The sequence below is a fragment of the Flavihumibacter sp. genome, assembly GCF_036676075.1.
Classification (GTDB): Bacteria; Bacteroidota; Bacteroidia; order Chitinophagales; family Chitinophagaceae; genus Flavihumibacter.
Genome location: NZ_JAKFDQ010000009.1, coordinates 559,583 through 574,518 on the forward strand (window position 1 = coordinate 559,583; position 14,936 = coordinate 574,518).

Annotated in this window: 13 protein-coding genes; 4 read left to right on the plus strand and 9 right to left on the minus strand. The window is 43.4% G+C overall.

What is annotated here, in order from left to right; all coding sequences use genetic code 11:
- Nucleotides 1–30: 30 nt before the first annotated feature.
- A complete protein-coding gene (locus tag V6M43_RS11150; RefSeq protein WP_332735242.1) occupies nucleotides 31–774 on the plus strand; it encodes a GLPGLI family protein in 744 nt (247 codons plus the stop codon).
- Nucleotides 775–806: 32 nt separating this feature from the next.
- Here the strand turns inward: V6M43_RS11150 and V6M43_RS11155 are convergent, their stop codons facing one another.
- From V6M43_RS11155 to V6M43_RS11170, 4 genes are all read right to left on the minus strand, one after another.
- Complete coding sequence (locus V6M43_RS11155; RefSeq protein ID WP_332735244.1) at nucleotides 807–2,657, minus strand: glycoside hydrolase family 13 protein; 1,851 nt, start codon at nucleotides 2,655–2,657, stop codon at nucleotides 807–809.
- A gap of 1 nt (nucleotide 2,658) precedes the next feature.
- Nucleotides 2,659–4,065, minus strand: a complete 1,407-nt coding sequence (locus V6M43_RS11160) for an MFS transporter (RefSeq protein ID WP_332735246.1) — start codon at nucleotides 4,063–4,065, stop codon at nucleotides 2,659–2,661.
- Between the two features lie 169 nt (nucleotides 4,066–4,234).
- Nucleotides 4,235–5,512, minus strand: a complete 1,278-nt coding sequence (locus tag V6M43_RS11165) for a glucose-1-phosphate adenylyltransferase (protein ID WP_039129320.1) — start codon at nucleotides 5,510–5,512, stop codon at nucleotides 4,235–4,237.
- Nucleotides 5,513–5,535: 23 nt separating this feature from the next.
- The gene (locus V6M43_RS11170) at nucleotides 5,536–6,954 is read right to left on the minus strand and encodes a glycogen synthase (protein ID WP_332735248.1); all 1,419 of its coding nucleotides are present in this window, start codon (nucleotides 6,952–6,954) and stop codon (nucleotides 5,536–5,538) included.
- A gap of 149 nt (nucleotides 6,955–7,103) precedes the next feature.
- On the opposite strand from V6M43_RS11170, the gene V6M43_RS11175 reads away from it, so the two are divergent.
- Both V6M43_RS11175 and V6M43_RS11180 read left to right on the plus strand, forming a co-directional pair.
- Entirely contained in the window at nucleotides 7,104–8,711 is a 1,608-nt protein-coding gene (locus V6M43_RS11175) for an MFS transporter (RefSeq protein WP_332735250.1), read from the plus strand.
- A gap of 21 nt (nucleotides 8,712–8,732) precedes the next feature.
- Nucleotides 8,733–9,722 (plus strand): ROK family protein, encoded by a 990-nt coding sequence (locus tag V6M43_RS11180; protein ID WP_039129313.1) that lies wholly within the window; start codon nucleotides 8,733–8,735, stop codon nucleotides 9,720–9,722.
- 115 nt (nucleotides 9,723–9,837) lie between these two features.
- Here V6M43_RS11180 and lipA read toward each other — a convergent pair whose 3' ends face one another.
- Complete coding sequence (gene lipA, locus V6M43_RS11185; RefSeq protein WP_332735253.1) at nucleotides 9,838–10,767, minus strand: lipoyl synthase; 930 nt, start codon at nucleotides 10,765–10,767, stop codon at nucleotides 9,838–9,840.
- A gap of 16 nt (nucleotides 10,768–10,783) precedes the next feature.
- On the minus strand, nucleotides 10,784–11,587 hold the full coding sequence (locus V6M43_RS11190) for a hypothetical protein (RefSeq protein ID WP_332735255.1): 804 nt from the start codon (nucleotides 11,585–11,587) through the stop codon (nucleotides 10,784–10,786).
- Between the two features lie 50 nt (nucleotides 11,588–11,637).
- Here V6M43_RS11190 and V6M43_RS11195 point away from each other — a divergent pair, with 50 nt between their 5' ends.
- Nucleotides 11,638–12,048, plus strand: coding sequence for an OsmC family protein (locus V6M43_RS11195; protein ID WP_332735257.1), 411 nt, complete (start codon nucleotides 11,638–11,640; stop codon nucleotides 12,046–12,048).
- Nucleotides 12,049–12,076: 28 nt separating this feature from the next.
- Here the strand turns inward: V6M43_RS11195 and V6M43_RS11200 are convergent, their stop codons facing one another.
- The 3 genes from V6M43_RS11200 to V6M43_RS11210 are packed head-to-tail and all read right to left on the minus strand — an operon-like array spanning nucleotide 12,077 to nucleotide 14,908.
- Nucleotides 12,077–13,336: a DUF2851 family protein gene (locus V6M43_RS11200; protein ID WP_332735258.1), complete on the minus strand. Its 1,260-nt coding sequence runs from the start codon at nucleotides 13,334–13,336 to the stop codon at nucleotides 12,077–12,079.
- A 49-nt stretch (nucleotides 13,337–13,385) separates the two neighbouring features.
- Nucleotides 13,386–13,949: a Maf family protein gene (locus V6M43_RS11205; RefSeq protein WP_332735260.1), complete on the minus strand. Its 564-nt coding sequence runs from the start codon at nucleotides 13,947–13,949 to the stop codon at nucleotides 13,386–13,388.
- Nucleotides 13,949–14,908: a geranylgeranylglycerol-phosphate geranylgeranyltransferase gene (locus V6M43_RS11210; protein WP_332735262.1), complete on the minus strand. Its 960-nt coding sequence runs from the start codon at nucleotides 14,906–14,908 to the stop codon at nucleotides 13,949–13,951. The genes V6M43_RS11205 and V6M43_RS11210 overlap by 1 nt, the downstream gene beginning before the upstream one ends.
- Nucleotides 14,909–14,936 lie beyond the last annotated feature (28 nt).

Here is a 14,936-nt window from a genome sequence, read left to right on the forward strand (position 1 = left end):
ATAATTTTATTTATCTATCAGTATAAAAGCATGAAAAATATAATCTCTATACTTGTTCTTGTTGTTTTCGGCGTGCAGGCGCAGGGGCAGCAACTGTTTCTTTACAGCGGTAAAATTGAATATGAGCGAAAGATTAATGTTCACCGTCAATTTGAAACCGACGATGAAGGGAGCGACTGGTGGCAGGATTTCATCAAGCGTCAGCCAAGGTTCATGGACAACTATTTTGATCTCAGCTTCAATAAAGATAAATCCATTTACAAGCCAGGCAGGGAAACCGATGTTAAGGTAGAACCCTGGATGGTGGGACCGGCAAAAGATAATATTGTGCTCACTGATTTCGCCGGACTGAAATATACCAGCAGAAGAAAGGTGTTTGAAGAAACATTCATAATAACTGACAGCACCAATAAACTAGAATGGAAACTCAGTAATGAGCTTAGAACTATTGCCGGGTTTGAATGTCGGAAAGCCGTGGGTATTATTAGTGATTCAGTTTATGTGGTAGCATTTTATACGGAAGAAATTCCTGTAAGCGGCGGTCCTGAATCATTCGGGGGACTGCCCGGAATGATCTTAGGCCTCGCGGTACCACGGCTCTATACCACCTGGTTTGCCACGAAGGTGGAATTGATAGAACCTCCCGCTGCCGTTTTCACGATCAATGAAAAAGGTAAAAAGCTTGCACCTCCCGCGTTGGCCCCACTACTTAAAACTTCCTTCAAAGATTGGGGTAAGCGCGGTGAGAAATTCATCTGGTGGTCGCTCCTCTGATAATACCCGTCTGACGCCTGTCAGGACAGGCGTCAGACGCCCAGGTTTAAGACCAACATACTCATCGGGCGAAGTTTAAGTGATCCTCCAAGTTCGTAGGCTTTACCGGTAGGTATATCGATACCTTTTTTGAAACCATTGGTGCGTTCGCTAAAGCGATTGGTGTCAATGGTTTTTTCGGTGGTATTGGTATTCATCACACACATGACGGTTTGGTTGCCATCATACCGGAAGTAAACATATACACCGTCCTCCGGAATGTATTGCATTAATTTCCCCGTTTTAATGGCGCTTGATGTTTTACGGAAATTAGCAAGGGTTCGGAGGTGGTTGAATATATCATTCTCTTTCGGGCTACGACCTGTTGATATGAATTTGTTTTCTTTATCGCCAGGCCATCCGCCTTTGAAATCGAGACGAACCCATCCATCCGGATTGGTAAAACCTGTCATCAGATTCTCATTTCCATAATATAGTTGTGGAACACCGCGGAATGTAAGCAACCACGACAATGCAACTTTATACTTTGCAGTGTCTTCACCTATTACGGAATAAAAACGGGGAAGGTCATGGTTATCTAAAAAAATAACCTGCTTCATTGGATCGAGGTAAAGATAATCCTGCGCCGTAGTGGTATAAAGTTTATTCACCCCATCGGTCCAGCCGAAAGGTTTGGTCAATGCTTCCTGAATACCATAAAATAATGTCTGGAAATCAGTTGTTGCGGGAAGGTTGCTTTTGAATGGAATATTTCCCATTGTATTGGCAGTAAAAAAACTCTGGTTTGGAACACCATGCACCCAGGTTTCACCGAAGATGGAAATATTGGGGTATTCGTCGAGCAATGCTTTGTTACAACGATTCATGAAATCGAGATCATTGTATATATAGGTGTCGATCCTCCAGCCGTCAACGCCGAATTGTTCAACGCTCCATATGGCATGCTGTATGAGGAAATTTGCCACAAAGGGATTTTTCTGGTTGAGATCGGGCATCATCGGTGTGAACCAACCATCCACCAGTTTTTTCTTGTCAGCTTCACTGGCGTAAGGATCAAACAATGCCTGGTCTTTGTAGTTGGTTTGCGTGTAAGAAGGCCATTCGTGCAACCAGTCTTTCATGGGTTTATCCTGAACGAAAAAATGGTACAATCCAGTATGGTTATAAATAACATCCTGCACCAGCTTCATACCCCGCTTATGGAGTTCTTCACCCAATGTTTCATAATCTTCGTTTGTGCCTAAACGGGGTTCAACCTTGTAATGGTTAGTGATTGCATAACCATGTTCAGTTCTATCAGGCATATTGTTTTGCCATACCGGCAATAACCAAAGGGCAGTAATACCCATGTCTTGCAGGTAATCAAGATTGTTGATGATACCTTTCAGGTCGCCACCATGGCGATGATAAATTGAATCACGGTTAAGTGTCTGGTCTAAAAGTCCCGCCATTTTATCATTTGACGGATCGCCATTACTAAAGCGATCGGGAATGAGGAGGTAGATCAGGTCTTCTGAATTAACTCCCTTAGCGAAACTCTTCCCCTTACCTTCTCTCCTGGCACCCAATGCGAATGAATATTTCTTTGTTGCTTTGCCCTGCTTCCAACTGATCTGCAGGTTACCTGGTTTAGCCGCTGCATTAACAAGCAGGTCGATAAAAACATAATTGGGATTTTCTGCTTTATGCACTGAATCAAGCACTACACCCGGATAATCCATAATACTGATCTCTCCCTTACCGATATCTTTACCATGTATCATTACCTGCACTTTTGGATTGGTCATCCCAACCCACCAATTGGATGGATAAAAATTCACCTCCTGTGCGAAAGCGGACGCGGCAAGTAGCAGCATCACTATCGTAATTCTGAAATGTTTCATTTCAATTTCTATTTAAATTGATCAGTTTTTCCTGTTTCATTTTAACCCATCCTTCATCATAAACAAACAACACGCTTACCGCTGCACATAACATCAGAAAGCCGGCAAGTACAATGGCATAAATGGTTTGACCTTCGTAAATATTTTTAACGATCCATCCACCAAAAAGGCCGTTTACTATCTGAGGCATGGTGATAAAGAAATTAAATATCCCCATGTAAATACCCAGTTTGCCGGGTGGTATAGAGCTTGACAGTATGACGTAAGGCATTGCCAGGATACTGGCCCAGGCAAGACCAACGCCTACCATCGAAAATTTCAGCATAGCGGGGTCTTTGATAAAATAGATTGAGATCAGACCGATGCCACCTGCCACCAATGAAAATGCATGGGTAAGCTTACGGCCGAAATTGCGTGCAATCAATGGCAGGAATAACGCATATATCATGGCTACGAAATTGTAAACACCAAACGCTGAGCTAACTTTATTTCCTGCCTCGTTATACTCTACCGATGTGGAGTAGTCGCCGCTCAATCCATATACATGGGTGGCCACGGCATCTGTTGTAAATACCCACATACTGAATAGAGCGAACCAACTGAAAAATTGCACCAATCCAAGTTGTTTCATGGTACGGGGCATTTTTCTGAAATCCTTAAAGATCTCAGACAAGCCGGCGGTAGTATGCGATTCCTGTTTACCATGGTAAAGTTCATACTCTTTAGGTGGATATTCTTTTGAGTAGAACACTGTAACAAGAATTGCAGCTATGAAGACGGCTGCTCCTATGTAGAAAGAATACTTAATATTATCTGCCACCCCGTCTGCGCCAGCCTCCATACTAAAGCCGGTTTGAGCAAGTAATTCAGGCAGTATAGAGCCTGCAACTGCGCCTAATCCTATCAGGAAGGTCTGGATACTAAAGCCCATGGTTCTCTGGTTGTCGGACAAATTATCTGCAACAAGTGCCCGAAAAGGTTCCATGGCAATATTAAATGATGCATCCATTACCATCACCATCCCAGCGCCTATCCATAAGGCCGGCAAGATACCCGCCAGGGCACCTGAATTGGGAAGGAAAATGAGGGCGATCGAAGATAGTATTGCCCCTGTAAGGAAGTAGGGTTTTCTCCTCCCTAACCTGTTCCAGGTTCTATCACTATAATGTCCGATGATGGGTTGCACGATCATCCCGATCACTGGTGCCACCAGCCAAAACAAAGGCAGGTGTTCTATATCGGCGCCAAATGATCGGAGAATACGGCTTGTATTACCGTTCTGTAATGCAAAGCCGAATTGTATTCCCATAAAGCCAAAGCTCATGGTGAATATCTGTGCAACAGTTAGTCTGGGTTTGGGTATGAGGCCGGCATTTTGCTGGCCACCCGTGTTTGCTGAAACAGCCATAGCAATCGTTATTTAATGTGTAGGAAATACACAGAAGCTAAGATAAGGGAAACTATGACAGGTAAGAGGTAAGAGGGAAGATTTTAGATTTAAAAGAAAAGCTACCGGTTAGTACCGATAGCTTTCTATTATCTTTTGCAAATTGCCTGTTCACAATTGTCTGTTGCCTTTAAATCACAAATCCATTCGGAATCACGGCACCCTTCTTGACTACAACGATACCATCTTTTACAGTATATAGTGGATGGTCACTATTTTCGAGGTGAGGCCCACCATTAATGCGTACATCATTGCCGATGCGTACGTTCTTGTCAACGATAGCATTTTTGATATAACATCTATCACCAATTCCCAGGATTGGAATTCCGGCTTCTTTGGCCTGGTTCATTTCAGGAATGGTTTCAAAATAATCATTACCCATCAGGTAAGAACTCACAACAGTTGTTCCATGGCCAATCCTGGTCCTGATACCAACTACAGTGTTCTCTACGCGGGAGGCATTGATTATTGAACCTTCAGCGATCACTGTTTTCTCGAGCGTGGAACCGCTTATCTTAGCCGGAGGTAACATTCGCGCACGTGTATATATCGCGTTTTTATTATCGAAGAGGTTGAATTCCGGAATATCCTGTGTGAGTCCGAGGTTGGCTTCAAAAAACGAATAGATGTTACCGATATCAGTCCAGTAACCCTCATACTGGTAGCTGCATACTTTGTATTTGTCAATGGATTCGGGGATGATCTCCTTACCAAAGTCGGTGGCGTCTTTCTTTTCATTCTCGAGGAGATCAAAGAGAAGTTTCCTGTTGAAAATATAAATACCCATGGAGGCAAGATAGTTGCGGCCCTGGGTCTTCATATGGTCACCAGTATCACTAACCCAGTCGGGCAGCACTTCTTTTTTAGGCTTCTCAATAAATGATGTAATATATATGCCATCACTTTTAAGGATTCCAAATTCCGGAGCCTCACGATCACCAACAGGGATGGTTGCAATAGAAATATCGGCTCCATGTTTTTTATGGTTATCGAGCATTTCACTAAAGTCCATCTGGTAAAGCTGGTCGCCGGAAAGTATCAGTACATACTCACTTTCGAAGGGGTTGATATGCCTAAGACTCTGTCTTACTGCATCGGCTGTTCCCTGGAACCATGTTGGGTTATCGGGTGTTTGTTCAGCAGCAAGGATGTCAACAAATGCTGAGCTGAAATTGCTGAAATGGTAGGTGTTCTTAATATGCCTGTTAAGTGAAGCAGAGTTGAACTGTGTGAGTACGAACATCCTGTTGATGCTGGAGTTCATACAATTTGAAATGGGAATATCCACCAGTCGGTATTTACCGGCAATTGGTACAGCGGGTTTGCTTCTGCTTGCTGTAAGGGGATAAAGTCTGGAACCGGCACCTCCTCCAAGGATCACTGCAAGCATCTCTTTGCTTATTGACATATCGTGGCTTTTATGAATGGTTATTAAGTTAATAAAGATTTATAAAGATCAATGTATTGCTGTGCACTAATATCCCAACTGAAATCTTTCTCCATCAGTTGTCGGCGGATATTATCAAAACGCATCTGGTCTTCATATAAAACCAAAGAACGATACACGGCATTAGTGATATCACCCACAGTGGCATGGTTGAAAGATACACCATAACCTTCCGGCTCTCCATAATCAATTACCGTATCACGTAGTCCGCCGGTTCTACGTACTACAGGTACAGTACCATATCGCATGGCATAAAGCTGGTTAAGTCCACAGGGTTCAACCCTGCTGGGCATTAGAAGGAAATCGGCACCAGCATACATCTGGTGACTTAATTTTTCATTATAGCCGATTTTTGAATTGTAATATCCCATCCAATATCCGCGCATGTCACTCAGTTGTGCTTCAACTTCTGGTTCTCCACTTCCAAGGATCAGGAAATTCATTCTCTGGTCCATATAGTGTAAGGAATCACCAATGGCTCCAGGCAATACGTCGGCTGCCTTCTCTCCCACCAACCGGCCTATGAACACAAATAAAGGTTTATCGGGATTGAGGTCAAACTCCTGGCAGAGCTTTTCTTTATTGGCACGTTTACCTTTTGCAAGTGTCTCAATTGAATAGTGGTCATCAAGGTAGGAATCAGTTTCCGGGTTCCATACATCCACATCTATACCATTTAGTATACCCACGCATTTACCCCTCTCATATTCAAATAGTGCTTCCAGTCCATTGCTTTCCTGACGCATCTCGTGGAGGTAACTCCAGCTTACCGTTGTCACTTTCCAGGCACTGCGAATGCCTGCAGCCAGCGGGTTGATCATCCTGTTCCAGTCCAGCACACCCCATCTCCATCCATCCCAATGCGGAATATAATCTGCCTTGTCCCATCCCATCCATCCCTGGTACTGGGCATTATGAATGGTTAGAACTGTAGGTATATTTTCCATATGCTGGTACTGGTAGCAGTGCTTCAGCATAAAAGGGATGAGTGCTGTGTGATGATCGTGTACGTGGATAAGATCGGGCTTATCTACCCAATGGCTAACCCAGTCAACAACCGCAATCTGGAAGGAAGTGAACCTTTCGGTGTCATCATCGTAAGAGTAGATCTTTTCCCTGTCGAGCAGTCCGTTTATATCAACCAGGTATAAGTCGAAGCCGAGTTTATTGGTAGCTTCTTTGATAACAGTATAGTCGAACCAGGTATTACCGAGGTAGGAACTGCCTTTATGTACAACTTCCCATTTATTCTCATACAGAAATTTAGTTCTGTACATGGGCATCACCACTTTGGCGATATGGCCGGCAGCATTCAGATATTTAGGCAGAGCACCTACAACATCCCCCAATCCCCCAGCTTTGGCAACGGGATAACATTCAGCAGAAACATGTAAAATTTCCATAGAAATAATTGCAGATGAATATAATAAGAAAATACGTAGCGGGGCATTACGCACTAAAAAATTTAAATCAAATAAAATTCTTCCTATTTTCACTCTTCAAGCGAACGGCCGAATGACTACCATTCGGTGACTAAAAACTCTGATTGCTTATGTCGCAAACTAAACAACCAACCAACACCGGAGCTCTTGCCACACTTGTTATTGTATTTTTCTTCTGGGGCTTTATAGCCGCCTCCAATAGTATTCTGATTCCTTTTTGTAAGACACATTTCAGCCTCAACCAATTCCAGAGCCAGCTTATAGGTTCTGCATTTTATGGGGCTTATTTCATCGGATCATTGTTATTATTTATTGTTTCCAATGTATTCGGGTATGATATCCTGAATAAGATCGGTTATAAGAAAGGTATCATCTACGGACTTTGGATCTCTGTTGCTGGTGCATTATTGATCATCCCCTCTGCCAATGCGAACTCTTTCCCTGCCCTGCTGGGATCACTTTTCGTAGTGGCGTTAGGTTTCTCACTTCAGCAGACATCAGCCCAGCCATTTGCCATTGCGCTTGGGGATCCTGCAACAGGCTCACACCGTCTCAATCTGGCGGGTGGGGTAAATTCCCTGGGAACAACGCTGGGTCCCATCATTGTGAGTTTCTTCCTCTTTGGCAGCGTAGGCGCTGAAGTAGCGGAAGTTACCATAACGAATATTAATACGCTTTACCTCATCGTTGCCGGGGTATTCGCTGCTGTGGCTCTGTTTTTTGCCTTCTCAAAACTTCCTGAGGGAAAGAATGATGAAAGATTTGAAAAAGCCAATAAAGCTGCCGGTAGCCTCTTACTAATGACCGGTGTGATTTTAGCAATTATACTTGTTGGACAATTCACAGATATCGCCAAACTCCCTCTCCTGCTGTTAGTTCTTGTATCGGTAGTGGCCATATTGTTCTGGTCAAATGCTTCCGCAACCCGTAATAGTGAAGGCTGGGGTGCCATGCGTTACCAGCAGCTGATATATGGTATGCTTGGGATTTTTGTTTATGTAGGTGTTGAAGTTACAATCGATAATAATTTCGGTGCCTTACTCAAAACACCCGGATATCTGACTGAGGCCGGACTTGATGAAAGTGAAATATCCCATTATATCTCCCTATACTGGGGAAGTCTTATGATCGGAAGGTGGACTGGTGCAATTGGCGTTTTCAACCTATCAACGATGGGTAAACGAATTGCCACCATTGTGGTTCCTTTCATTGCATTTGCAGTGGTTCTTTTTGCCAACTATCTGAAGGGTAATGATGTTTCTGATCTCTACGCTTATTCATTCGTGGTGATATTGATGATCATTGCATTCTTCTATGGCCAGGAAAAACCTGTGAAGACGTTGCTTACCGTTGCTACTCTTGGTACAGTGGCTATGCTAATAGGAGTTTTCACCAAAGGGATTGTTTCGGTATATGCTTTTATGGCCGGCGGACTTTGTTGTTCTGTAATGTGGCCAAGCATTTTTGCGCTAAGCGTTGCCGGATTGGGTAAATATACCAGCCAGGGTTCTGCATTCCTGATCATGATGATATTAGGAGGTGCTGTTATTCCTCCTTTACAAGGCGCTGTTGGGGATATGGATGCCATTGGCATGCAGTACTCATACCTCGTAGCAGCAGCCTGTTTCGCTTTCCTGGCTTATCTTGCCATCAAGCAGAGAAGTGTATTGAAAGCACAGGGATTAGATTTTGATAGCCAGGTAGGTGGTGGACATTAAAATAATTTTCATTTTATAATCATGAGCAAGATTCCTCTTGAATATGCGATAGGCGTAGATATTGGTGGTACAAATACCAAGTGCGGCATAGTTAACCGCCGGGGTGAAGTATTACAATATGAGCAGTTGAGTACACCTGAATATGAAACACCTCAGGACTTTGTGGATGCCCTATGTGTTCGTTTAACCCTTATGACAGATAAAGTAGGTGGTCCTGAAGTCATTAAAGGGATAGGTATTGGAGCACCTAACGGCAACTATTATACGGGAACAATTGAGTACGCACCAAATCTTCGCTGGGAAGGTGTGGTGCCCCTGGCTGATATGGTTTCAGAAAAGATGAATCTGCCAACAGCACTAACAAATGATGCAAATGCTGCCGCAGTTGGTGAGATGCAGTATGGTGCTGCTAAGGGGATGCGTGATTTTATTACCATCACACTTGGTACAGGAGTAGGAAGTGGAATCGTAGCCAATGGACAACTGATCTATGGTCATGATGGCTTTGCCGGTGAACTGGGGCATACCATAATTCGTCCGGGTGGTCGGAAACACTGGTCCACAGAGCTTTATGGCTCATTGGAAGCCTATGCATCTGCAACCGGGGTTGTATTGACGGCAAAAGAAATGCTGGCCTCCAAACCCGATACGCCAAGTTTACTAAGGAAGTATGCATTGGAAGATCTCACCAGTAAGCAGATTTTCGACTGTGCCATGCAGGGAGATGAAATTTCACAGGAAGTATATCGATTCACCGGCCAGATTCTGGGTGAATCACTTGCAAATTTTGTTATGTTCTCATCACCTGAGGCAATCATATTATTTGGCGGACTTATCAAAGCTGGAAAGCTGATCTTTGATCCTACCATTGAACATATGGAAAGAAACCTGCTGCCGATTTTCAAGAATAAAGTAAAAGTAATCAAGAGCGATCTTCATGAAGCAGATGCTGCCATTCTCGGTGCCAGTGCACTCGTTTGGGAAATGAAGCAGAGCCATGCTTCATTGTGAGGGGGAGTAAGGCAATAGGCTATAGTGAATAGATGAAGCGTTTAATTAGCAATAATTATAAAAATAAAAGCTACCGAAATACGGTAGCTTTTTTAATTCTTTCTATTCGCTATTCTCAAATGCCTATTTTTTCCTGTTTCCACTTTTCGCGGCCATAGCCAGGAATTACGTGGCGCTCGCTGTGGTAGGAAGATCTTACCAGCGGCCCGCTCTCAACATAATCAAGTCCGATCTCGTAACCAATTTCACGATACTCGGCAAATTCATCGGGATGAACAAAACGGTCTACCGGAAGATGCTTTTTTGTTGGCTGTAAATATTGACCAATAGTAACTACATCCACGCCGTTATCATAAAGATCATGCAGTGTTTGAATAACTTCTTCTTTCTTCTCCCCCAGCCCAAGCATAATACCGCTCTTAACCCTCATTCCCCCCTCTTTAAGGGTTCTTAATACATCCATACTGCGCCAGTATTTTGCCTGAATCCGAACTCTTCGGGTGAGCGTCTCCACTGTTTCGATATTGTGAGACACCACCTCAGGGGCAGCATCAATTACCCGCTGGATCTGGTCTTTAAATCCCCTGAAATCCGGGATTAATGTTTCAATGGTAGTATCAGGATTTAATTGTTTAACGGCTTTTATGGTGTTATACCAGATGGTAGAACCACCATCTTTTAATTCATCTCTGTCTACGGAAGTTAAGACGGCATGTTTCACTTTCATCAGATAGATAGCTTCGGCAACACGTTGTGGTTCATCCCAATCTACCGGGTCGGGCCTGCCGGTGGCAACCGCACAGAATCCACAGCTTCGGGTGCAGGTATTTCCAAGAATCATGAATGTGGCGGTTCCTTCCCCCCAGCATTCGCCCATATTTGGACAGTTTCCGCTTTCACAGATGGTGTGAAGCTTATGTGTGTCAACCAATCCGCGAACATGCTTATAGCTTTCGCCTATAGGTAATTTAACACGTAACCAATTGGGTTTCTGTATCTTGGATTCTGACTCTCTGACTGCTGATACTACTGGTAATTCCTGCATAATCTACAAAATTACATTACTTCCGCTTACCAAACAGCACTGTTACATATGCATTGAAAAACATCCTTTTGGGGTCATTCTGTATCATTTGTACAACTTCCCTGGAATAAAACTCTACGTTCAAACCGGCTTCGATGGCAGCGACAGCTTCATTAAACCGGCCATAATCGAATCGCAGTGCGGTTTTGAGGTGTGCACCCGGATTTAATTCCACCTCATCCCAACCCACTGTGAAACCCGATGCACCCAGGTATTGATATTGAAAAAGGTCTTCCACATCTTCAAATTTTACACGGGTTCGCTCCTGTGTTACCAGGTCTTCCACGTCTACATAATAGGGTTTTTCAAATCCCAGCGAAACACCACCAGCCCAGAGTGCCGTTACTGCCACGCCATTCTTATTTGATTTTCCCCCAATAAGGTATTGTTGTCCATATCCTCCCTTCAATTGATAAAAGTTATTCGTTTTACCGAAGATGAACTGGTTTACATTACCGGTGAAAAGATCGATGCTGCCAGCATCTTTATCTTCCTTTGGATGCTTTTTTTCATTGAATTCAAATTGCAATAATCTCGTTTTGCGTGGAGTCTGGAATTTTCCTTTCTCAAAGGAAATACCCCATCCATCGGTATTGAGTTTGATCCCGAAAATATTATGCTTATTGAATATCATTTCACCCTCTTCTTCCATTTTGAGGAGTGCATTTATACGATCTCTCTTCTCAGACTTTTTATCTTTCTTACCTGATGCCGGCTGCGTTTGCGACCAGGCAAGGGTTGTAAGAATAATTCCGAGCGACAATAACAGTATTTTTTTCACGGTAATGATTTTAGATACCAGCTGGCGTAAATTTATGCAAAAATAACAGCATGACAGCATCCGTTGTTTACGAAGGCAATCTCCGTTGCAGAGCAATTCATACCCAGAGTGGATCAGTAATCGAAACAGATGCACCTACAGATAACCGTGGGAAAGGCGAAAGGTTTTCTCCCACTGATATGCTTTGCCTGGCTCTTGGTACCTGCGCCGTAACCACCATGGGTATCAAGGCCCAGGATATGGAAATTGACCTTACGGGCACAACTATCGATATACAGAAACATATGCTGAGTGATCCCAGGCGTGTGGGTAAAGTGGATGTAATGATCCGTTTTCCTAAAACGTTAAACCTTAGTGAAAAAGACAGGACCATATTGGAAAGGGTTGGAAATACCTGCCCGGTTGCGAGAAGTTTGTCTCCTGAACTAGAGATGAATTTGCAGTATGTATGGGGGGAATAGGCAATAGCAATAGGGAATAGTGGAAGTGCTATAATTTGATTATGGTTTGGCCGATTTTGCAATCGAGGCATCGTTGTGCACTACAATAACATTTCCTTAATTCGGTCAGGCTCTGGCTATCGGCTGCATTAAGGGAAGCAACGCCTGTATTTTTCCAACTCCTCAATATACTGTTATGTTCAGGATCGAGGTTTTCCAGCCATTTGACTGATCGTTGCTGGAAATGTGGTTGCTGCTGTTTAGTTCCAAATGCAAAAACCAACGGTGCAATGGCATTTATGATCAGGTGCTGTTGCATATCCTTTCCCAGATGCTTGGGCTGAAAAGGAGTTGGCTCCTCAAGGGTATAATGATAGTGCCAGAAATCATTGGCAGTTATCTCTAATAACTTTTCCAGTTCCGCCAGTGAGGTGGCCTCCAGAATATTGAAATGTAATCTACCCGATTGCTTCACCAGCATGGCCAGCTGAGCAAGTCGTATTGCGGGAAAGCCGGCGGGTCGCATTCTTAACAACTGGGCACGGCCATGTACATTCTTTAACTGGTATTTGTTCCGGAGGAAGAGGTATTCTCTCTGCAGTAACTGTACATAGGGATCAACGTTAGATTCCTGCAGCAGGTTGGCTTGTCCAAGTAAGAGAGCTTCAAGCTGGATCAAATTATTGCGATGTCGTGCAAGTATTCTGGTACTAATGCTTCGGGCTACCTGTTCAAAGAAGGCAGCATTCACAGGGCCGCCAAAATGCCTGGCTATCCACCACCATGTAGCTTCTTCCCAACTATTTTTTGTGTCGTGGAGAATGTTCAATATTAAGGATGCTTTTCGTCTCAGCCTTTCCTGCAGCAAAACCTCCTTCCATTCATCCCAGGTTTCTGTGTTAACCAGATGCAGCAAATCCTGACAGGGTATGCTATGCGGTTGTTGCATCAATTTATTATACTTATCCAGCATTATGGATGAAACCCGATGCTGCAATACGAGCGTAGGCATATGTGAGGAAAGTAAACTGTCATCATCTTCCCATACAACATGTAGTATCACGTTCCGATAATGTGGGTCATCAGCATGATTATGCTGGTACCATTGGGAGCTTTTTATATGTATCTCTATATTTCCTGCCCAAAGTGTACCATTCAGACGAATTCTCGCGTCAAGGAAATCAGGGCCCTGGTGTTTGTTCCACTGACCTGTATCAATAACCACAAGTTCCTCCCCGCTTTCTGTAACAAGCTCTGTATACCGGTAATATTTCTCCTTCCAGATATATTGTAATAAATTTTCTTTCATTTATTACAATATAGAGAGAGCAAACAGCCTTGTCAACCGTTAAATCACCCTATTGCCAGTTTTGTAATGCATGAACAACCCGGCTTACGGGAAGGCCCATAACGTTATAAAAATCACCGCTGATGCTCTTTATTCCGGTTACCCCAATCCATTCCTGGATGGCATACGCGCCGGCTTTATCATAAGGCATGTATTTGTCAACATAGAAAGTGACCTGCTCAGTTGTTAAAGGATGGAATAAAACAGTTGTTGTATCAGAAAAAGAAATTTCTTTCTTTCCTTTTCGCATAACCACTCCTGTTATTACCTGGTGCTCCTGGCCCGACAATCGCTGAAGTATCCGGATCGCATCATTCCTGTCGGTTGGTTTGCCAATTATTTCACCATGGAGTACCACCACTGTATCTGCAGCCAGAATGAGGTGGTCATGGCTTAGTTCTTCCTCTACCAACATGGCTTTTTTGCGGGCAATATATATTGGTATCTCGGCTGTGGACAGGCCTTCCGGAAATGTTTCTTCTGTTGGCCGAACAATAATGTCAAATTCTATCTCAGCCCATTCAAGAAGTTGCTTTCTTCGAGGTGACTGAGAAGCGAGTATAATTCTTTCCATCAGAGGTACCATTTAAAGAAGATCATTGATAATATACCGGCAAACATTATCCATTTTATTTTCTGGCTCAGGCGATGATAATCGGCCGTACCAGAAGCTTTTCTAAGATCAATAAAGGTTTGGCCAAGAGGAATCACCACTGCAAAGGTGCAATACAATGCCCCTATCCACCATCCCTGCAGCAATCCATACAGCTGCATGATTACCAGAGCGGCGCAAAGCACAAATAACCAGATGGAGGCAAACATTTTTGTTGCGGGAATACCCCAAACTATGGGCATGGTCCTGCATCCATATTTTGCATCTCCATCCCGGTCCTCCACATCTTTTATCACCTCTCTGATCAGGGAGATAATAAATGCAAAGCTGCTATAAATAACCGTGAATTTAAATACGGAACGAATAATGTTACGATAATTTGCTTCATCAAACCGGCTCACGCTCAGCTCCGCAAAATATATCACCAGTATAACCCAGGCCGTTAGAAGTGAGATGAGGATATTTCCAATCAGCAACTGCTTCTTAAAAGATGTAGAATATAACCACAATAACAACACACAACCGGTATTAGCGAAACCGATCACAGGGTTCTTTAATTTCCATGAAAGCCAGAAGGCTATGGCAATTCCTGCGGCAGACAGTAAAAGGTGCAAAAGAATTGCCCATCTGCGGCTGATGATCCGTTGTATAACAATATTACCCGGCTTATTCACTTGGTCTATATTGAGGTCGAAATAATCATTAATGATATATCCCGCTGCAGCTATCAATACGGAAGATATTACCAGTAGGGTAAAATAATAGTAATTTAACTTGAGGGGAAGATCAGATTGAAACAGACTATTATCATTACTTGCTGCGGGTAACAAAATACAGGAGTAGAACAACACCTGTGTAATGATGATGAAGAATAAGTTAGGCCACCTGATTAACCGGAAAAAAGCAGCGATAAGTTTCAAGCCAGTAGTTTGAGCCGCTAAAATATAA